The organism is Myxococcus llanfairpwllgwyngyllgogerychwyrndrobwllllantysiliogogogochensis (genome assembly GCF_006636215.1).
Lineage (GTDB): Bacteria > Myxococcota > Myxococcia > Myxococcales > Myxococcaceae > Myxococcus > Myxococcus llanfairpwllgwyngyllgogerychwyrndrobwllllantysiliogogogochensis.
This window is the reverse complement of sequence record NZ_VIFM01000120.1, coordinates 1-21017: the sequence shown is the minus strand read 5'-3', so window position 1 is coordinate 21017 and position 21017 is coordinate 1. Positions and strand designations below refer to the sequence as shown.

At 67.2% G+C, this 21017-nt stretch carries 14 protein-coding genes; 9 read left to right on the top strand and 5 right to left on the bottom strand.

The features are described from left to right. The first annotated feature begins 65 nt into the window (after nucleotides 1–65). A complete protein-coding gene (locus FJV41_RS26675; protein WP_141645379.1) occupies nucleotides 66–965 on the top strand; it encodes a LysR family transcriptional regulator in 900 nt (299 codons plus the stop codon). Nucleotides 966–1075: 110 nt separating this feature from the next. Continuing rightward, the gene (locus FJV41_RS26670) at nucleotides 1076–2113 is read left to right on the top strand and encodes a DUF3592 domain-containing protein (RefSeq protein ID WP_141645378.1); all 1038 of its coding nucleotides are present in this window, start codon (nucleotides 1076–1078) and stop codon (nucleotides 2111–2113) included. Nucleotides 2114–2194: 81 nt separating this feature from the next. Here FJV41_RS26670 and FJV41_RS26665 read toward each other — a convergent pair whose 3' ends face one another. After that, nucleotides 2195–2992: an N-acetylmuramoyl-L-alanine amidase gene (locus tag FJV41_RS26665; RefSeq protein WP_141645377.1), complete on the bottom strand. Its 798-nt coding sequence runs from the start codon at nucleotides 2990–2992 to the stop codon at nucleotides 2195–2197. Nucleotides 2993–3258: 266 nt separating this feature from the next. Here FJV41_RS26665 and FJV41_RS26660 point away from each other — a divergent pair, with 266 nt between their 5' ends. Then, the gene (locus FJV41_RS26660) at nucleotides 3259–8097 is read left to right on the top strand and encodes an ELWxxDGT repeat protein (protein WP_181790955.1); all 4839 of its coding nucleotides are present in this window, start codon (nucleotides 3259–3261) and stop codon (nucleotides 8095–8097) included. Nucleotides 8098–8283: 186 nt separating this feature from the next. Here the strand turns inward: FJV41_RS26660 and lepB are convergent, their stop codons facing one another. Further along, nucleotides 8284–9129 carry a signal peptidase I gene (gene lepB / locus FJV41_RS26655; RefSeq protein WP_174489099.1) on the bottom strand — a complete coding sequence of 282 codons (846 nt, stop codon included), beginning with the start codon at nucleotides 9127–9129 and terminating at the stop codon, nucleotides 8284–8286. Between the two features lie 200 nt (nucleotides 9130–9329). Further along, on the bottom strand, nucleotides 9330–9740 hold the full coding sequence (locus FJV41_RS26650; RefSeq protein ID WP_141645374.1) for a RidA family protein: 411 nt from the start codon (nucleotides 9738–9740) through the stop codon (nucleotides 9330–9332). A 149-nt stretch (nucleotides 9741–9889) separates the two neighbouring features. On the opposite strand from FJV41_RS26650, the gene FJV41_RS26645 reads away from it, so the two are divergent. The 4 genes from FJV41_RS26645 (at nucleotide 9890) to FJV41_RS26630 (ending at nucleotide 16367) form a co-directional block, all read left to right on the top strand. Continuing rightward, nucleotides 9890–10804, top strand: coding sequence for a LysR family transcriptional regulator (locus FJV41_RS26645; protein ID WP_141645373.1), 915 nt, complete (start codon nucleotides 9890–9892; stop codon nucleotides 10802–10804). A gap of 135 nt (nucleotides 10805–10939) precedes the next feature. Then, a complete protein-coding gene (locus FJV41_RS26640; protein ID WP_141645372.1) occupies nucleotides 10940–13681 on the top strand; it encodes a right-handed parallel beta-helix repeat-containing protein in 2742 nt (913 codons plus the stop codon). Between the two features lie 2 nt (nucleotides 13682–13683). After that, complete coding sequence (locus FJV41_RS26635) at nucleotides 13684–15885, top strand: hypothetical protein (protein WP_141645371.1); 2202 nt, start codon at nucleotides 13684–13686, stop codon at nucleotides 15883–15885. A 50-nt stretch (nucleotides 15886–15935) separates the two neighbouring features. Continuing rightward, nucleotides 15936–16367, top strand: coding sequence for a hypothetical protein (locus FJV41_RS26630; RefSeq protein WP_141645370.1), 432 nt, complete (start codon nucleotides 15936–15938; stop codon nucleotides 16365–16367). Between the two features lie 27 nt (nucleotides 16368–16394). Here the strand turns inward: FJV41_RS26630 and FJV41_RS26625 are convergent, their stop codons facing one another. Further along, nucleotides 16395–17417, bottom strand: coding sequence for an alpha/beta hydrolase (locus FJV41_RS26625; RefSeq protein ID WP_181790953.1), 1023 nt, complete (start codon nucleotides 17415–17417; stop codon nucleotides 16395–16397). A 112-nt stretch (nucleotides 17418–17529) separates the two neighbouring features. Next, entirely contained in the window at nucleotides 17530–18414 is an 885-nt protein-coding gene (locus FJV41_RS26620) for a (R)-mandelonitrile lyase (RefSeq protein ID WP_141645368.1), read from the bottom strand. A 248-nt stretch (nucleotides 18415–18662) separates the two neighbouring features. Here FJV41_RS26620 and FJV41_RS26615 point away from each other — a divergent pair, with 248 nt between their 5' ends. Both FJV41_RS26615 and FJV41_RS26610 read left to right on the top strand, forming a co-directional pair. Beyond that, entirely contained in the window at nucleotides 18663–19568 is a 906-nt protein-coding gene (locus FJV41_RS26615) for a LysR family transcriptional regulator (protein WP_141645367.1), read from the top strand. An 806-nt stretch (nucleotides 19569–20374) separates the two neighbouring features. Further along, a partial coding sequence (locus tag FJV41_RS26610) for a condensation domain-containing protein (protein WP_246137427.1) occupies nucleotides 20375–21017 on the top strand: 643 nt, incomplete at its 3' end.

Below are 21017 nucleotides of genomic sequence, written 5' to 3'. Positions count from 1 at the left end.
GCAGCCAGAGCCTCCCCGACAATGTGGCCCCGAGCGAACTCATTGTCAGGTTAGGATTGACGGTCATGATTCCACCTGCCGACATGATGCTCTTCGTCGCGGTCGTTCGAGAGGAGAGCTTCACCCGAGCAGCGCGCCAGCTCGGCATCACCAAGCAGACCGTCAGCGAGCGCATCGGGAATCTGGAGGCTCGGCTCGGGGTGCGCCTGCTCGAACGGACAACGCGGCGCCTGCGGGTCACCGGAGCCGGAGCGACGTACTACGAGCGCTGCTCCGCCATCGCCGCGCAGATCGACGAGGCGAACAGCGAGGTGCAACACCGGCAGGCAGAGCCCACGGGCTTGCTGCGGGTCTCCTCGCCAGTGCTCTACGGTCGGCGATACCTGACCCCCGTGGTTTCGCGGTACCTCGCGCGCCATCCCCAGGCGCGGGTGGAGCTGGTGCTGGCGGACCGCCGCGTCCACCTCATCGAAGAGGGGCTGGACGTCGCGATTCACATCGGCCCTCTCGACGACTCGTCGCTCGTGGCGAGAAAGCTCGGTGAGAGCCCGTTCCATTTCGTCGCGAGCCCCCGCTTCCTGTCCAAGTACGGCATGCCGAGCGCCAGGGACCTCCGCTCCGCGCGCTGCATTGGCTTCAGTGCGTTCGAGACGTGGGAGGCCGAGGGAGTGAAGTCTCGAATCGACCCGGTCCTGACCGTGAATGACCTCGAACTCGCGTGCGACGCGGCGATTGACGGGGTCGGCATCGCGCGCGTCCCCGCCATCCTTTGCCGGGATGCCGTCCGTGAGGGCCGGCTGAAGATTCTCTTCGGTCCCCGGCCCGCGATGTCACGGGCCATCCACGCCGTCTACCCGAGCCGGCTGAATCTCCCGGCCAAGGTCCGACTCTTCGTGGACGCCATGGCGACGCTGGCCGAGCCGACAGTGCCTCCGCACAAGGGCCCGCGTCGAAAACGCTCGTGATGGGCGACGTGACCCGTCCGGCGAGCGACGTCACGCAGGACCCTGCGGGAGGGGGGCCCCGTAGCGGACGTCCTTTCGTTCATTCCGGAGTATCCCTATAGGCTGGGGCCATGTCTGTTCGCGTGGGCTCGCCCCTCTTGATGATCGTGGTCGTGTTGCCGGTGACGGTCCTCATTGGGGGCCTGGACTTCTTCGCCATCTCCGCCATGGTCCGCCAGGCACAGGTGGCGAGCTGGCCCTCCGCGCAGGGCACCATCACCCGGAGCGAGGTGGTGATGGTGCACACGAGCAAGGGCTACAGGCGCGAGCTGAAGCTGGCCTACACCTACTCCGTCGACGGGCAGCCCTACGAGGGCGACAAGCACAGCTTCAACGCGGGGAGCTCGGGGATACACAGGTACGAGGAGGAGCAGCTCGCGCGCTACCCCCTCGGGGCCAGCGTCCCCGTGTACTACCGGCCTGGTCAGCCCTCGGAGGCGGTGTTGCAGGCGGGCATGGATAGCTGGGGGCTGTTCACGCTCATGGGCGCGATGCCTTTCAACCTGGTGATGTTCTGGCTGTGGGTCGTGGTGAGGTGGACCCCGAAGAAAGAAGAGCCGTTCCGCTTGTCCACCTTCATCCGGGAGGACGGCAGCGAGTGCGTGACGCTCGATGGGCCGCGGCCGGCCATCCGGGTCTCCCTGGCCCTGGTGGGCGCCTCCCAGGCGTGCTTCGCGCTCGGGGGATTCATGGGGGGATTCACCGCCCCGCTGCCCGTGGGCGTGGGGACCTGGGGCGTCATCATCGCCTGCGGTGTGCTCGCCGGGCGGTGGGCGCGCGAACGGCTGAAGTCGGGGCACCACGACCTGCGCCTCCACACCCAGTCGCGAAGCCTCTCCCTGCCGCCCTTCTCCGAACGCAAGCACCGGCTCGACGTCCGGTGGCGCGACGTGCGGTCTCTCCGCGTCGAACCCCAGTTTCGCACGCCCAAGAGGGAGCAGGTGAGCAGCTATCACCTCACGCTCCGGCTCTCCACCGCCGACGGCGAGGCGCGCCAGGAAGCCATCGCCAGCTTCCCCGACCAGGAGGAGGCAGACGCGCTGGCACACTGGCTGCGAACGCACCTCCAGGTTGGCGAGGGCACCCCGGAAGAGCTGCGCTCCGCCTGACTCGCGGCTCATCGCTGTCGCACGACAGGCATTGCGCATCGGGCTCCAGGCAGGGGGCAGGCCTGGAGCCCCGTGTGCCCCTTACCGCACCTTCTCGGTGGCGCGGGTGATACGCCCGAAGTCGAAGTTCTCCGAGGGGTCCTTCTTGTCGGGGTTGGTCTCCTTGTGGCCCACGACGTTCTTGGTGGGGACGTCGTAGCGCTTGGAGAGATAGGGCACGAGCTGCTCGAGCGCCTTGTATTGCTCTTCGGTGTAGCCATCCTTGCCATCGCCGTCGTTGACGATTTCGATGCCGATGGAGCGGTCGTTGACGTCCTTCGACTTATCACCGTGCACGGAACCCCCACCCGCGTGCCAGGCACGCTTCTCGTCGGCGACGAGATGATAGATGGTCCCATCCTTTCCAATCACGTAGTGGGCGCTGACCTTGCCGCCGTTCTTCTTCTCCTTGATCTTCCGAAGGACTTCACCGGCAAGACCGCCCCCTTCGCCGGTGAGCGTCTCCAGGCTGCTCTTGTCGGACTTGTCGGCGGTGTGGTGAAGGACGATGGTGTCGATGTCCGTTCCGTTGCGGGACTCATCGTAGCGGTCCGATCTGGCCGGACGGACTTGCATCTTCGGCGTCGGGTTTTTCGGGTCGGTGGACGGAGGCGTCAGGGGCGCCGGGTCCGGGCAGTTCGGCCCACCGGTATTGGCGTTCGACGGCGCCGGGCCCGGGTGCGGGCAGGGAGTTGTCCTTGGCGCTGGAACAGGTTCGAAGCTGTCCACGGGGCCCGGCGAGGGTGCGGGCCGTGGAGTGGGCGTGGGCCGAGGACTCGGCTCGTCCTTCAAGTAGCGGACGATGCTGTTGTCGACGATGCGCTTCAGGGGACCAAGCATGGGGAAATCCTGGGGTGTGGGGATGGAACGGGAGCAACCGTGAGCCTGCTCCTCTGCGAGCACTTGCGTGGTCCACAGAGCAAGGCGCAGGCCACCTCCAACCATGCGAAAGGACGAAGCCCCACCGCCCGCGTTGTAGGCCGCAGCCTGCAACTGGAGCCGAAGCTGTTGTCTGGAGCCTGCACGGCGGCATCCGCAACACCCGCCAACCCTGAATGCAAGGGAACGGGACGAGGGGCACGGGTTGCTTCGCGCGTGGCTTTGAGATGATGGTTCGCCTCGGCAACGAGGCGGGGACGATGAAGAACAAGCAGCGGCTGATGGTGTGGTGGATGTTGGCTGTCGCGGCGGTGGGGGGCTGCGCGGAGGAGCTGGGGACGCCCGAGGCCCCGCCCCCCGACATGGAGCGCTCCGCGCGGAAGCTGTCGAGCCACTTCCCGGTGAGCGCGAAGCGGGTGACGGACCTGAGGCCCGGCGACAAGGGCTCGGCGCCCAGCTCGCTCACCGCCGTGGGGACCACGCTCTTCTTCTCCGCTTTCGACGACACCACCGGCGCCCAGGTCTGGGCGAGCGATGGGACGGAGGCCGGCACCACGGCCCAGCGCAGGCTTGAGATGCAACCCTCCATCCCCTATTTGCCGGGCCGACAGGCCGCCATGAATGGCGCCTTCTTCTTCACGGCCTACGAGCAGAGCAGCGGCTACGAACTGTGGAAGAGCGACGGCACCGCCGCGGGAACGGTGCGCCTCACGGACCTCGCCTATGACAGCATCATGCAGTCAGCCACCAGCCTCACGGCCTCGGGCGGGATGCTCTACTTCATCATCCCCCAGGGGACCGGCACCGACCATCTGTGGCGGAGCAATGGCACGCCGGGAGGCACGGTGTTCGTGACCTCCCTGGCCAGCGGTGTCGACTCGCGCTTTGGGGAGTCCTTGCTGACGGCCATGGGCGGCACCCTCTACTACTCCTGCTACACCAGCGTCGGCTACGAGCTGTGCAAGTTCGACCCCGTCAACAGGGCCCACGTCCAGGTCAAGGACATCTACGACATGTATGGCAGCTCCCTGCCCTCCCAGCTCACCGTGGTGGATGGGACGCTCTTCCTGGAAGCCAATGACGGCGTTGGCGGTCGCGAGCTGTGGAAGAGCGATGGGACCAACGCGGGCACCGTGCGCGTGCGCGACATCCGCCCGGGCTCCACCGCCTCCGGCCTCGCGTCGCTGACGGCGGTGGGCAGCACCCTCTTCTTCGTGGCCAACGACGGCGTCAGCGGCACGGAGCTGTGGAAGAGCGACGGCACCGAGGCCGGCACCGTGCGCGTGCGTGACATCGCGCCGGGCGCCACGGGCTCCAGCGCCCGGAATCTGGTGGACGTGGGCGGCACCCTGTTCTTCGTCGCCGACGACGGCGTCAGCGGCACGGAGCTGTGGAAGAGCGACGGCACCGAGGCCGGTACCGTGCGCGTGCGTGACATCCGCCCCGGAGCCGAGGGCTCGCACCCCGCGTCGCTCGTGAACGGGGGCGAGGCGCTCCTCTTCACCGCCAATGACGGTGTCGCCGGGGAGGAGCTGTGGAAGAGCGACGGCACCGAGGCCGGCACTGTGCGCGTCCGGGACATCATGCCCGGAGCCGAGAGCTCCGGCGCGAGCTCCCTCACGCGCGTGGGCGACAGCGTCTTCTTCGCCGCCGAGGATGGCCTCACCGGTCGCGAGCTATGGAAGAGCGATGGCACCGAGGCGGGCACCGTGCGCGTGCGCAACATCCGCAAGGCGGGGGCCTCCAGCTCCGACCCGGTGGAGTTGACGGAGCTGAACGGCACGCTGTTCTTCCGCGCGGACAATGGCGGAGATGGCCCTGAATTGTGGAAGAGCGACGGCACCCAAGCCGGCACCGTGCGCGTCCGGGACATCTTGCCCGGCGGCCGGGGCTCCACGCCCTCGTTGTTGACGAGCGCGAGCGGGCTGCTCTTCTTCGCCGCGGACGACGGCGCGACGGGCAAGGAACTCTGGAAGAGCGACGGCACCCAAGCCGGCACCGTGCGCTTGCGCGACATCAGGCCCGGAGTCGCGGCCTCCTATCCAGATGCGTTGGTCAACGTGGGCGGGCAGGTCTTCTTCTCGGCCAGCGATGGCGTGGTGGGCACCGAGCTGTGGAAGAGCGATGGCACCGAGGCGGGCACCGTGCTCGTCAAGGACATCTCCACCGTCGGCATCTACGAGTCCACGACGTCGCCCTACACCCTGTTTCCGGTGGGCCGACGGCTCTATCTCCGGGCCGATGACCACATCAAGGGAGAGGAACTCTGGAAGAGCGATGGCACCCCCGCCAGCACGGTGCTCGTCAAGGACATCTACCCGGGCAGCACGGGCTCCGTCCCCTGGGAATTCGCCAGCGTGGGCGACACGCTCTACTTCTCGGCCAGTGACGGAACCGGCCGTGCGCTTTGGAAGAGCGATGGATCCGCGGCAGGCACCGTCAAGGTGGCGAACGTCAACCCGAGCTACCTGTTCGGCGTGGGCAATACCCTCTTCTTCCAGGGTCGTGACGCCGCGGGAGACAGCGAGCTGTGGAAGAGCGACGGCACCGCGGCAGGCACCGTGCGCGTGCGCGACATCAAGCCCGGGAGCGCCGGCTCCGACCCACGGCCGCAGATCGCCTTGGAGGGCATCCTCTACTTCCTGGTCTACTCCAACGGCTTCCAGCTCTGGAAGAGTGACGGCACCGAGGCAGGCACCGTGCGCGTCGACCCCAGGCTGAGCGACAGCGGGGTCGCGTGGAATGGAGGGATTGCGCTGTCCACCTACGTCGAGGGCGTGGGACAGGAGCTGTGGTGGACGGATGGAACGCCGGAAGGGACCCGGCTGCTCGCGGACGTATCGCCGGGCCCCAACTCCAGCCATCCGAGGGAGCTGACCGTCGTCGGTGACACCCTGTACTTCTCGGCGGACGACGGACAGTCCGGCCGCGAGCTGTGGAGCGTGGTGGCGTTGACGGACACCACGCCGCCCACGGTGACCTGCCCTGAATCCTTCACCGCCGAGGCCGTGGGCCCCCAGGGCGCCGCCGGGGTGTATCCGCCCGCGTCCGCCACGGACGACTTCCCGGGCGCGCCCACGGTGAGCTACAGCCACCCGAGCGGCGGCGACTTCCCGCTCGGCGCCACCTCCGTCACCGTCACCGCCACCGATGAGGCGGGGCATTCAGCCACGTGTGTCTTCACCGTCACGGTGAGCGACACGCGGGCGCCCGACCTCTCCTGCCCCGAGGCCGTGGAGGCGGTGGCCACGAGCGTCGAGGGAGCCACCGTCGAGTATCCGCCCGCCTCCGCCGCCGACGCGGTCTCCACCGCCCAAGTCACGTACAGCCAGGCCTCCGGCACGACGTTCGACCTCGGGGGAAATACCGTCACCGTCACCGCGACCGACTCCGCGGGCAATGCCGCCTCGTGTGCCTTCAACGTCACCGTGAACCCGCCCGCGCCGCCGTCCATCACCTGCCCCGCGACGGTGGTGGCCGAGGCCACGGGCGCGGATGGCGCCACTGTCCTCTGGCCGTCCGCTACCGCCTCCGGCATGGAGCCAATGCACGTGACGTACAGCCAGGCCTCGGGCTCGCGCTTCCCGCTGGGGACCCGCGTCGTCACGGCCACGGCGCGGGATGCCCTGGAGCGGACGGCGTCGTGCGAGTTCTCCGTCGTGGTGCACGACACCACGGCCCCGGCCCTCACCTGTCCCACGGCGATGACGGCGGAGGCGCGCAACGCCCAGGGGGCCACCGTGGAGTACCTGGCCGCGACGGTGTCGGACGCGGTGTCGGCTCCGGTGACGGTGCGCTACAGCCACGCCTCCGGCACCCTGTTCTCCCTCGGGGCGACCACGGTCAGCGTCGCCGCCACGGATGCGGCTGGCAACGCGGGCACCTGTTCCTTCACCGTCACGGTGCGCGACACCACGCCGCCCGAGCTCTCATGCCCCGGGGACATTGTCGTCGAGGCCACGGACATGACGGGCGCGGACGTGATGTATCCCGCCGCCGCTCCACGGGACTCCGTCTCGGGGACCGCCGTGACGGTGGCCTCGAGCGCCGCCTCCGGTTCCCACTTCGGGTTCGGCGCGACTCCCGTGCGCATCACCGCCACGGACACCGCCGGCAACAGCGCCGAGTGCTCCTTCACCGTCACGGTGCGCGACACCACCGCACCCGCGCTGGCGTGCCCGGCCAACCTCGTCGCCGAGGCCCAGCGGCCGGAAGGCGCGGACGTCTCCCTCCCCTTCGCCACCGCCACCGACGCCGGCAGCTCCGCGGTGGAGGTGGTCTACGGCCATGACGGCCCCCTCTTCCCGCTCGGCGCGACGGAAGTTTTTGTCACCGCCAGGGACGCCTCCGGCAACACGTCCACGTGCAGCTTCATCGTCACGGTGCGGGACACCACCCCGCCCGAGCTCGGCTGTCCGGCTTCCGTCCAGGTCGAAGCCCAGAGCGACCAGGGCGCGATGGACGTATCCCTCACAGGCACCCCGCCCTCGGATGCCGTGACGCGCGCGCCCACCGTGTCCAGCTCCCACCCGAGCGGCACCCCGTTCCCCCTGGGCACCACCGAGGTCACCTTCACCGCCACGGATGAGGCGGGCAACGCGGGCACCTGCTCCTTCACCGTCACGGTGCGCGACACCACCGCGCCGGTCCTCTCCTGCCCGGCCGATATCGTGCTTCTGACCTGGAAGGCCTCGGGCATCGAGGTGGACTATGCGGAGGCCATCACCACGGACGCGGTGTCCTCCCCCTCGCGGGTCTATAGCCAGGCCTCCGGCACGCGGTTCCCCTTGGGCACCACGCCCGTCACCGTGACGGCCACGGACGCGGCGGGCAACAGCGCCTCGTGCGAATTCCACGTCACGGTGCAGCCACCCCGTGAGCCCATCTTCGTGGACCCGCCGCAGGAGCTGGGCTGGGGCTGCAACACCAGTTCGGGCTCACCGGCGGGCCTGGGCTGGGGCGCGCTCCTGCTGCTCGTGTGGGGCACCTCGCGGCGCCGCCTCGCCCGGCCGAGGCACAACTCAGACAGCGGCGGAGGTCGCATGGGGTGTGCGACTCGGCCCTGAGCGACCGTGGTGACGTCTATCCCCAGCCGAACGCATTCGGGCGCGTGCGGGAGTACCTGGAGAAGCATCCGGGTTGAGGCTGGGTGGACGCGAGCACGAGGACCTCCGCACTGAGACGCTCGTGTTCAGCCGCGTGATGCGAAACATGCGCGGCGTCCTCGTGGGGCTCCACAGCGCCCCGAATACTCACCGCAGCCACTGGCCGAGCCGGTCCCACCGAGCCCCGCGTTCGGGTGTCCACGAGAAGAAGATGTAGGAGCCCACACCACGGACATTGGCTTCCGGCACGGCGCCGAAGTAGCGCGAGTCGAAGCTGTTGTCGCGGTTGTCTCCCAGGACGAAGAGGTGCCCCTCGGGGACCTTGCAGCTCGTGCCCTCGAGTTCGAGGTGGGCTGGGCAGCGTCCCTCTTCCGTCGGGAGGGACGCTCCTTCCCCGCCGACCTGGATGAGGTAGTTGAGTTCTCCCAACAACTCCTCGTACACCGCGCATCCGGGCGCCTGCCCCGGCGGGTCGGTTGCGATGCACGCGTCCTCGGTGAGCCGGCGCGAGACGGGCTGGCCGTTCAGCCACAGTCTGCCCGCCTCCATCCGCACGGTGTCACCGCCCAATGCGACGATGCGCTGCAGAAAAGGTCCTTCTGAAGTGTGCGGGGGGTCGAACACCAACACCTCACCGCGCAGCAGAGGGCGACGCCGCAGCGGAGGCGCGACGGTGGCGTCCGTCATGATTGCATCTCCCTGCAGGAGGGAGGGGTGCATTCCCCCGGACGGCATGCGCCAAGGCGTCGTGACGACGGCGCGAATCCCCTTCAGCGCCACGTTGCTCCCGAGCCAGATTCCCACGACCATCAGCAGCGCGTGCCAGACTGAGGGCACGCCCACGGCGGGTGGAGCCACACGCGCCACATCCACGACGGCCGCCACGTACAGCGCCAGCAGCACCATGACGCCGACGAAGCCCACGAACGGCAGGCTCGCGCTGAGCACCACGATGGCGCCCACCCACAGCGCTCCGCGGAGCCACCGTCCCATGAGTGCATGACCCACACCGGGATTGAACAGCGCGAGGAGGGTCGCCACGGCCCTGCGCCGGAATGAGAGACGCCGGGGCTGGGGCATGGCTGATTCGGTTTCGGCCGTCATCGCTGGAGCATCCGCGAAGAGAGCGGGCCTGCACAACCGTCCTGGCCCCACTCCTCCGCTGTCGAATGGACGCTCGGTTACGACGTGGGTCAGCCCACGACCGCGGTGGCTTCAATCTCGACGAGGACGCCCGGCTCGAACAGCACGGAGACTCCGATGAGCGAGGCCGGCGCTGGCGAAATCTGCAACTCGGCGGCGACCTGCTCGATGCCGGCGAGGAAGGCGGGCATCATCTCGGGCTTCCAGTCGACCACGTAGAACGTCAGTCGGACGACGTCGCGGAACGTCGCCCCAGCGGCCGCGAGCGCGATGGCGACGTTGCGGTAGGCACGCGCCACCTGTCCCGCCAGGTCACCGCGTGCGACGAGTTGTCCATTCGCGTCGTACGCGACCTGCCCCGCGACGTGCACCTGCCGGGTGCCGGTGGCAATCGCCACCTGTCGGTATCCATACGCGTCGGTCTTCGGGAGTCCTTCGGGGTTGAGCAGGGTGACGGGCATGAGTGCGCTCCAGTGGGCTTTGCCGGGAAGCGTTTCGGGGACGTCGCCGCCCCGGCGTGAAGAGGTGATTGCCGGACTCGTATACCGAGGCCATTGACGAACGGCGTTCGCCTCTCCAGCGACGCTGGGGGCTACAATGAGGGCCCTCCATGAAACGCGCCCAGCTGGATGAGATTTTCGTCTTCATGTCCGTCGTGGACGCGGGCAGCTTCGTGGGCGGAGGCCGGGCCGTCGGACTGACACGCTCGACGGCTGGCAAGGCCCTGGCCCGGCTGGAAGCCCGCCTTGGGGTGCGGCTGCTCAATCGCACGACGCGTCACGTGAGTCTCACCGACGATGGCCGTGTCTTCCATGAGCATTGCCTGCAAGTCCTGGCGGCCCTGGACGAAGCGGAGGCCAGCGTCGGTCAGCGCACGGGCCACCCCCGGGGGACTTTGCGGCTCACCGTGCCCGACGCCTTCGGCAGACGGCATGTCCTCCCCTTGCTGCGGGACTATCTGCGGACCTGGCCCGACGTGCAGGCAGAGGTGAGCTTCACGGACCGCGTCGCGGATATCATCGAGGAGGGTTACGACCTGGCCGTGCGCATCAACACGACCAGCACCGACACGCGCCTGGTTTCACGGCTCGTGGCTCAACACCGGGCGGTCCTCTGTGCCGCGCCTGCATACCTCGAGGCGCGCGGCGAGCCTGAAACGCTGGAGGAACTCGCGACGCATGATTGCCTGATATTCAGCAGTCGGACGCGACGACAACACTGGCAGCTGCGCAAGAAGGGCGGCTCCTCGGTGAAGGTGGAGGGGCGAAGCCGCCTTCGTCTCGACAGCGGCGAGGCGCTCCGGGATGCGGCCGTCGCGGGACAGGGCATCGCCTATCTTCCCGACTTTCTGGTCGACGAAGACCTGGCGAATGGGCGGCTCAAGGCGCTGCTGCCGTCTTGCGAGACGGAGGTCGTCCCCATCATGGCCATCTACCCGAGCAAACGATACCTGCCAGCGAAGGTGCGACGCTTCATCGACCTGATGGTCGCGCAATGGAGCGCGAAGTCTCGCCAGCGCCCCTGAGCCAGGGCTTATTCCTGGCTGATGTCACCTTTGTGCACGCCATTGTCGCGGTGCTGGAAATGACGACAGCGTGAAGTGTGTGAAGACGGCCCGGTCGAGTCGCGCCTCTCGCTGACTCTCCCCGAGGAGTTCTTCATGCACCGTGTCATGAGCTGGATGCTCATCCTGGCCGCCGTCTGCCTCGCAGCTCCCGCCCAGGCACGCGACTGGTTCGTCCGCGCGGGCGCCATGGGAGGTGATGGCTCGCGGGAAAGGCCGTTCGCCGACCCCTGGATGGCGCTGGAGCGCCTGGAGGCGAACGACGGGGTCCACGTCGCCGCGGGGCGGTATTACGGCAAGCTGGAGCGTGGAAACTGGGAGCTCGTCTTCCCAGGAGTCCGGTTGCTCGGCGGCTATGACGCGGCCTTCCAGGAGCGCAACCCCTGGAAGAACCTCACCGAGCTCACCTGGCGCAAGGGCTCGCCAAACCGTCCGGATGTTTCGCTCGCCCGAGTCAGCACCAGCGCCCAGCGAGACACGGCGGGCGCGACCATCGATGGCTTCTTCATCGACATGCAGGACACCTATGACTACGTCGGCGAGGGTGGCAACTTCGACGCGAGCGCCCTCCACCGCAACGGCGCCGTGGACCTGGCCAAGGGCGGCGTCCTGCGCAACTGCATGATTGTCAATTCCCTCCACGCCGTGCGCACGTCGCCCGGAGCTGTGGTGGAGAACAACGTCATCGTCAACTCCATCTCCGCCGCCATCATCTCCAAGGGCGGCGGAGACCAGGACCCGCCCGTCACCCTCCGGAACAACACCATCGCGTTCATCTGGGCCACCAAGGCCATCGCCGAGGGCGGCACCGATGGCGCCGGCATCGACGTGACGAACAAGGCGCTCCTGGAGAACAACCTCGTCGTCCACTCCGACAACCACGGCGCCCAGGTGACGGTGCCCTCCAAGGTGACGATCCAGGGCAACGCGTTCTGGAGGAACCTCTTCTCGAACGCCGCCTTCTACTTCGAGGGCAAGAAGTCCTCGCTCGATGACTCCGACATCGCGGACGCCGAGGACGTGGGCTTCGCGCGGGCGGGCGGCAACGTCGCCGTGGACCCGAAGCTCCCCTTCGAGCCGGCCTGGTACGAGCGGTTCACCCGCCGCGAGGGACGCGGGAAGAAGTTCGACGCGAAGGCCTGGGAGGAGACGCGCACCGGCGCGGGCTTCCCCGCCACGGGCGAGCCCCTCACCCTCTTCGCGCCCGCCTATCCGCCAGGGGCCGTCCCCCAGCTCGTCACTCCAGGCAATGCCTCACTCACGCAGGGCGCTCGCGCGAAGGGACTCAAGCTGACCTTCTCCACGGCCTCCTCGGCGGCGCCGGCCAAGGTCTACACACGGGTGAGTCTCACCAGCATCCAGGCGAACCCGAAGGGCCACGACGGCAAGGACGTGGAGGTCATCGTCGGAAGCCAGGGCGTGGCGAACCCGGACAACGGCCCGGTGGGCACCTCGCGGGAGACCCACAAGGCCGTCTTCCTGGTCGACGAGAAGAACGAGGCGCGGGCCACGGGACTCTTCAGGAAGGGAACCGCCGCCGAGCGCGTCATCGACGCCATTCCCAACTACGGCTCGGGCCCGCCCAGGGACCTCTTCGTCGTGCGCGGCACCGCGAGAGCCCGCGAGGGCAATCCCCGGTACGCCCTCGTCATCGACTCGGTCGAGCCCTACGAGAAGGAGCTCGCCATGGCCGCCCGCCCGAAGGGACGGGACTGGTTCGTGCGTGCTGGCGCGACCGAGGGCGATGGCTCGCGCGAGCGGCCCTTCAAGGACCCCTTCCAGGCGTTGGAGCAGGCCCAGCGCGGAGACCGCATCCTGGTCTCGCAGGGCGAGTACGGCGGCAAGCTGAAGAGCGGCAAGTGGGTGGTGGACGGCAAGCAATACCTCACGCTGCTCGGGGGATGGGACCGGGACTTCCAGCGCAGGGACCCCTGGAATACCCCCACCCTCCTCCACTGGCCGTCCGACTCGAAGACGTCTCCACAGGGGTACCTGCTGGAGGGCAATGGCGACCACACCGGGCTCATCGTGGATGGCTTCGTCTTGGATCGCCGCACGCTCAACCGGTATGACCCGGACGGCTTCCTGGATGTCAACGTCTCTCCCGACAGCGAGCACGTCTGGGTGTCCTCGCCGGAGACGGTGATTCGCAACTGCACCTTCGTCAACGGCGCGGGCGCCGCGGTCCGGATGAGCAACGCGGTGACGTTCGAGAACAACATCGTGGTGAACATGGTCTCCGACGGCATCCGCGTCACCGGAGGCTTCGGCACGCGGCCCGCGAGGATTCGCGACAACACCTTCCTGTTCATCTGGAACCGCAACCGGCCCCATGACGGCTCCAGCTCCACGGGCACAGGGGTCGCGCTGGGAGGCAACGCGCCCGCGGTGCTGGACGGGAATGTGTTCCAGTACATCGACAACTTCGCGGTGCGCTCCAGCGCCAATCCGGGCGAGGTGGTCCTGACGGACAACGCGTTCTTCCGCAACTGGGCCGCGTTCCGCTCCACGCAGGGGACACCACCGCCCACGGTGGACGAGAAGTCCATGCACCTGCTGGCGGACCTCCCCTTCAAGAAGCAGGCAGGCAACATCGTCGCCGACGGAGGATTCGACCTGGACCCCGCGATCTACGCGAGCTGGTTCGCTCGAACCTCGAAGCAGACCAATCGTTTCACCGCCGAGGAGTGGGAACAGGTCGCGCCGCCGTCAATCGGCGCGGAGCCGGCGAAGGCCGGGCTGGGCAAGGCGTTTGACTGGAAGGCGGCCGCGCAGCTGTTTCCGAAGAACGCCCAGGTGAAGGGCGCGCGGCCCAGGAAGCTGGAGACCGGGGGATGACCATGAAGAAGACACTGACCGCGGGGATGCTCGTGCTGCTTGTCGCCCTGCCCGCCGGGGCGGATGAAATCGACGACAAGGTGCGCGCCGTTGAAGACAACCTCAGCCGCATCAAGGACAAGCTCGACGGCATTGTCTCCGACTCGAGTTCCAGCGACATCGACTCCGCGCTCGACACCCTGGGCAACGTCAGGAATGACGTGGAGCGACTCAGGTCGCTGAACCCGCCGAATGACCCGGGCAAGACGATGGCGAACTCCTACCTGGACTACATCTCGAAGTTCCGGGAGTCGGCGCAGTACCTGAAGCGGATGAAGGACGCGCAGGTGAAGGCGGACGAGTCCCGCCTCGCCGAGCGCTGTAACGAGGCCGAAAGGAACCTGAAGTCCTTCATCCAAACGTTCGTCGACAAGAAGGACCCGACGGGGGTCTTCAAGATTCCAGATGAAGCCGAGAAGATTGGCCGCATCTACAACGACGAATACCGGAAGCACCAGGAGGTCCATGGCGAGCTGGACCGCTGGCGGAGTTATGCCCGGAACTTCTCCGAGTCACACAATCGCTGGTCGGACGTGAAGGGCGAACTTCAAGACGGCGTCAACGATATCTGGGACCGCTGGAATCGGCGGATGGAAGAGACGAAGTCGAAGTGCGTCGAGGTCGCGAAGGGCAAGGAGTTCGACGCGGCGAAGGACGCGATGTCGAAGCTCGGCAACTTCGGGCAGGTCCGCACGGTGATACGCAAGAAGCTCGATGAGCGGCTGCAGACCATCGCCTCGAAGGTCAGGGACCTGGACTCCCGCAGCGGCGATGCGTCCTCGGAAATCTCCGAAGCGCTTCGCGCCGTGGAGGACGTGCTCGGCTTCTTGGGTGACCTGAAGGACATCCAGGGCGAGGACTCAGAGGCCCGCCAGCTCGTGGAGCGCTGGCCGGCACCCACCAGGTCGCTGAAGGAAGCCCTCGAGTCGATTCGCAGGCTGAAGTCCGAGCAGTACTTCCTCGAAGGAGACGTCCGAGCCTGCCGCGCGGACGAGGTCCGGCTCCAGGAGACGATTCGTGAGCAGGTCGGCAACAAGGACAATCACGCGCAAGGGGTCGTGAAGCTCAAGGAGATGTCCGACTCACTTGAACGGACGTGGACGGGCAAGAAGGCGGAGACCGACCGCCAGAAAGAGGCGATGGAGCGCCGCGCGGTGGCCGCCAAGGCCTTCTCCTTCACCGAGGGGAACTGGTCGAGCATCAAGAGCAACCTCGATGCCTCCGCCGACAAGATACTTGCCTACTGGAATACCCGGCGCTCGGAGATCTACGAGAAGGACCCGTGCAAGAACCTCGTCCTCGGAGAGAAGAACCCCGACGTCGCGCGCGCGGATCAGGAGCTCAAGCGCTACGCGGGGGGCATCGCGGAGAACTACCGCGCACTCCGAAAGGACTTCCTGGAATGGGAGCGTGATGTCCTCGCGTTCCGGAAGACCGCGAAGCAGGACGCCGATGCAATCCGCGACGCCTTCTGCAAGGAGTACGACTGGGAGCAGAGGGTGAAGGAGATTTCGGACAGCTATGCGTCGACGCTCAACAGCCAGTGGGGTTCAATCACCGGGCGATATGACCGCATGTTGAAGGCCGTCGAGGTCCTCGTCGCGGAGAAGAAGGTCAAGTCCGCGCCGAAGCTCCAGAGTGCGCTCATCTCGAGGATGAAGAGCATCGAGAACATCAAGGAGGGCCAGTTGCTCGGCTCGAACAGCCCGAAGGTCCGGGCGCACATCCGATACGGACAGGAAGAGCACAAGCGCCGCCAGGCCTCGAGCTGTTCGGAGGGTTCGGAGATCTCCATCGAGGCCACGTACTGCGACAATCCGAACCCGCGTTACAAGGGCCGCGGGTGTCGGATTGACTGCATCCACCAATGCCAGGTCCTGGAGATCAAACCCGACAACATCGCCGAGATGGAGAAGGGCGACAAGCAAGGGGAAGAGTACACGAAGGCATTGCACAAGAAGTACAAGGCGCTCGGCGATGCCATGTTCAAGGAGTCCGGTTACGAGGAGCTCGCGGACTGCGAGGACAGGACCAACAAGCGACTCAACCTCTCAAAACACTCCGTGGTGCCGTATCCGTTCTGTGCGGACCGGGACGGGAGCTTCTTCCCGATGCTGGGCGAGATGCCCACCGACCAGCCACCAGAGAATCCAAACGACGGCTGAGCACCCACCCGCTCCAGACGTGAGGCTGCTACAGTCCTGCGTCACGGCGCATGACGGAGCATCCTCACGAACTGGACCTGACGAAGCTTCCCCGCCTCCGCTCGGAGGAGGTGAAGCTTCTCTGGGTCTCCAACTTCTGGGATGGCCCTCTCGAGGGCATGGCCGAGTACCGTGGCGAGCGATGCTTCTATGTCGTCGCGGAGCAAGAGCTCATCGCCGCGCGCGACGAGATGCGGCGGTGGGTGCTGTACCGACTGACTCCGGAGCAACTCGGGGAGGAGGAGCGCTGGCATGCCCTGTTCGTTCGACATGTCGGCGCTCATTTTGACTTCACGGGGACGCCAGCGCCTGAAGGAGCGCATCCTCACCCAGAGCGGTTCTACGAGCCCTACCAGGCCGAGTACCGCCCTCCTCTCCTCGGTGCAGGGCAGGCGCTGGGGTGGGTAGAGGACTTCGCCTCCTCAAGCGGGCCGTCGCAATAGTCTCCACGCGGAGGCAGGCAGGTCGGCTCAGTCCAGGTTCTTGTCGGCGAGGAACCTCGACAGAAGGTCCGCGATCTCCACGTTGTTGGTGTCCGAGAACGGGAAGTGGGTGTTCCCTCGGACGCCGAGCTCTGGCAGGTGGACGAGCGTGACGTCCCCGCCATGGCGATTCACGGCGTCCCGCCAGAGCCGCGCCATCGCGAGCCGAACCCGCCAGTTGTCCTGCCCTGGATTCGGCGACGGCCCCTCCGGAATATTGTCCCCGAAGAACATCACGATCGGGACCCGGGTCAGCGGCATGAACTGAGACAACGGAACGCCGCGGGCCTCGAGCGGGCCCGTGAGGCTGGGCATGGGCGGAGGCACCTCCCCCTCTGGAAAGACGAAGCCGCTGCCCGGCTCATACGAGACCACCGCTCGAACTTTCGGGTTCCGCATCGCGACCCACCAGCCAGGACCTCCTCCTTGCGAGTGCGTGACGAGGATGCCCGGCCCCATCCGGTCGAAGAGGGCGGAGACAGCGTTCGCGCTCACCTCCGCATCGAAGGGCCCCGTGTTCGGCGTCATCGAGCGGAAGAACTGGTTGAGCGCTTCCGGCTCACGCGAGAACCGCACGCCGGGGAAGTAGTCCGGCCAGACTCCCATCCGGAACATGCCGAACCAGGTCTGGTCGTCGGGAGTCGCGGGGATGGTCAGCGGAACGGTGCTGCGCCCCGCGTCACCGCGCCGGGGCTGGTCCAGGAGATAGACCGCGAATCGGCGGCGCAAGAAGAGGTTCTGAAAACCCTCCCGACCGTCAGGGGTGGTCTCCCACGTCTTCGAGGACTGGCCAGCACCATGCCAGAACACCAGCGGGAGTCGACGCGCGTCGTTCGGCACCTGATAGAAGACATACGCGTGGTCTCCGTGGAGCGTTGCGCCCTCCGAAGAAGGACGGAGCGGGTCGAACGTCCCTGGACTGGTCACCACCGTCCCTCCAACGGCGAAGCTCCCTTGCTCTTGGAGCACCAGTCCTTCCGACGTCGTCGCGCCAGTCCTGGTGGGACTCACACATGAACTCGACGCCACGCTCATCACGACGAGCGTCCCCTGAATGAACCGTCCTGGCCGCTGCGTTCGCATCTGGGTTACCCCCTGGGAATTCTTTCGACCCTCGCCATCGTCACCTGGCTTCAAAGACGTCCTTCGCCACCGCGAGCGCCGTCATCGCGCTCGGCCAGCCCGCGTAGAACGCCAGATGGGTGATGGTTTCGATCAACTCCTCCCGCTTCACCCCGTTCTCACGCGCCCGGGCGAAGTGGGAGCGGAGTTGGTCCGGACGGTTCATCGCGATGAGGGCGCTGACGGTCACCAGGCTGCGGTCCCGCTTGGAGAGTTCCGGGCGCTCCCAGATGTCCCCAAAGAGCACGCCGTCGGTCAGCTCGACCATCTTGGGCGAGAAGTCACCGATGAGGCTCTGAGCCCGGGTGGGTTGCCCCGCGCCACCCGCGCCCGTGCGCGCCGGTACCTCGGACGGTGGCCGGCCCTCCGTCGTGGGGGCGCCGTACTGCGCATCGCTGACCTTCTCCATCCACTCGGTGGTCTTTCCGTCGAGGTGCTCCAGCACGGCGATGTGCGTCATCCGGTGCTCGGGCGAGGCGCCATGCCAGTGCTTCTGGCCGGGGGGAATCCAGACCACGTCTCCTGGCCGGATTTCCTCGGCGGGGTCTCCCCAGCGCTGCACCCGCCCCACGCCCTCGGTGACGAGGAGGACCTGGCCCAGGGGATGCGCGTGCCAGGCCGACCGGGCGCCTGGCTCGAACGTGACCGACGCGCCCGAGGTGCGGGACGGCGCCTTCGCTTGAAACAGCGGGTCGACACGTACAGCCCCCGTGAAGCTCTCTGCGGGTCCCTGGCGTGGGGCCTGCGAGCCGCTCCGGGAAATCCGCAGCGCCTGCGCGCCGTCGCTCGGGGACGTTGCGGCCACCTGCGTCCCAGCCTCGGTCGTGTGGGCACACGCCACGGCAACGAGAGGGAGCACCATTGCGGTCAGGGTGAGCCGTTTCATGTCGGTCCTCTCAAGGGTGGCGGCGCGGAGGCCGAGCTGGGACGGGCGAGTTGGCGGGGGGGTGGGGCCGGTCCGGCGAGAAGAGAAGTAGCTGCCACGGAAGCAGCGGGCCAGATGGGGATTTGGCAATGGGCCTTGAAGCTGCGATTGAAGATGGTCTGCCCTGACAGGACGCCTTCGCTGACCTGAATGGACACCGCCGCTCGGGGCGCCACTCGTGGCCTCTGTGACTCACACGGACACTCTTCATGAAGACGACGCTCCTCCCACAGCTTCAGGTTTTCCTCGTGGTGGCACGCCTGAAGAGCTTCAGCGCGGCGGCGCGCGAGCTCAGCGTCTCTCCGGCGGCTGTGAGCCAGTCCGTGCGTCAGCTCGAGGCGCAGCTTCGGGTGGTGCTCTTCGCCCGAACCACCCGCAGCATGGCACTCACGGACGCGGGACGGCGGCTGCTGGAGGGGGCGGGCCCCGGCCTCGGCCAGGCGCTCGCGAGCCTCACGGAGGTGTCGGCGCAGCCGGGTGAAGCGGTGGGGCAACTGAAGCTGACGGTGCCGGAAGTCGCGGTGCCCTTCGTCATCACCCCGGTGCTTCCTGCCTTCCGCGCGCGCCACCCCCGAGTGGAAGTGGAGGTCGTCGCCGAGAACCGACTCGTGGACATCGTCGCTGAGGGCTACGACGCGGGAGTGCGACTGCACGAGGCCATCGAGCGCGACATGGTGCAGATACGCCTCTCCCCTGCCTTCCGCTTCGTCGTGGTGGGTGCGCCTTCGTATCTCGAGCGACACGGCACGCCGCAGCGACCCGAGGACCTGCTGCGTCACGAGTGCTTCACCATCCGCATGCCCTCGAGCGGAGGGCTCTACGCCTGGGAGCTGGAGCGCGGGCGCAGGAACTGGCGGGTGCCGGTGCGAGGTGGAGTGCTCACCAATGATCGCGCACTGACGCTGGCCCTGGTGGAGCAGGGCCTGGGGTTGGCGTACGTCTTCGAGCCGGCGGTGAAGGAGAAACTGCGCACCGGACGGCTCGTGCGAGTGCTTGAGGAGTACGCGCCCACCGTGCCGGGGTTCTTCCTCTATTTCCCGAGCAGGGCACAGCGCTCGGGGCCCCTGCGACTCTTCATCGACGTGGCCAAGGAGCTCGCGGTGAAGACGGTGTGAGGCTTGCCAGCAAAACCACCGACTTCCTGCCGCTGCCTCGGGGTACTCGTCGTAGCGCCGGATGCGCCGCGGCAGATGACGGGCAGGGTATCGTTCGTGTTGCTGTATTTGAGTTGCGGGAGCATCACTGGGTTTACTCAGCAGAGCTTCCGTGAAATGCAAACACGACGCTGCTTTGGATATGGGCGCATGAGAGGGCAACGTCCGACGCCCTCCCCCATCTCCGGGCCAGTGGAGATGCGCCCGCTCGCCACCTCGCCAGCCTTCCGCGGAAACTCCCGCCCTCACCGGCGCAGCGCAGGATTCCTGGCAATAGGAAGCCTCCTCGTTCGAATCACTGAGCGTGCGTCCCACCTCGCAACGACGGCAGCCCCAGCACCGCAGGTGGTGCTCTGGATGGCGCACAGTGAAGGGAATTCTCCCTGGAGCCCCAGCGATTCCCGCGTCCCCTTGCTCGCCTGGAAAATCCCACATGATGAGATTCTGGTGCGTGCCCAATTTTGGAGAATCTCCAGGACAATGGGATTCTGCATGGAGCATGTCCGACCCCCTCGACACTCACTGCAGCCCGCCAGACAGACTGTGTCTCGTATTGCCGCGCGCCTCGCGCATACTTGAATACAACTGTTGATGTTTCACTGGTGGCTCGACCACCGGGTGCTGCAGCGAGGGCGTCAGCCATCCTTGGCGATGGCTTGATACATTTTGCCCGGCCCCTTCCATCCCCGTGACGACGCACCGACAGCCTGTCGGTCGGCAAATGCTCGCGCTTCCTGGCCCCCCAGGGCTGGCGCTCGGAGTCTGTAATGAGCAGTGGGAACAAGAACCTCGAGAAGCTCACCCCCAAGCAGCGCGCTCTGTACGAACTGCTTCTCAAGGAAAAGAAGGGACAGCTTCAGGACGCGACCACGAAGGCGGTGGAGCGGACCATCCCGCGCCGGGAGGACACCGGGCCCGCACCCGCTTCCTTCCCGCAGCAGAGACTGTGGGTGGTGGACCAGCTCGAGGGCGGTCGCGCCTTCGCCTACAACGTCCACATCACCGTCCAGTTCACCGGCGCGCTGGATGTCGCCCTGCTGGAACGCTGTGTGAATCAGGTGGTGCGGCGCCACGAGTCGCTGCGCACCGTGTTCGCCGCGCGCGAGGATGGCATCCCCGTCCAGGTGGTGCTGCCAGAGCTGCGCTTGCTCGTCCCGGTCGAGGACGTCTCGCACCTGTCGAAAGAGGAGCAGGACGCCGAGGTGGAGCGGCGCACCAGCGAGGAGTCCCAGCGTCTGTTCGACCTGGCGCGCGGGCCGCTCTTGCGCGGCAAGGTGCTGCGGCTGGGGCCCGACAACCACGTGGCCCTGGTCACCATGCATCACCTGGTGACGGACCGCTGGTCGCTGGGTGTCTTCGTCCGCGAGCTGATGGCCTTCTACGCGGCGGAGGTCACGGGACAGGCGCCCG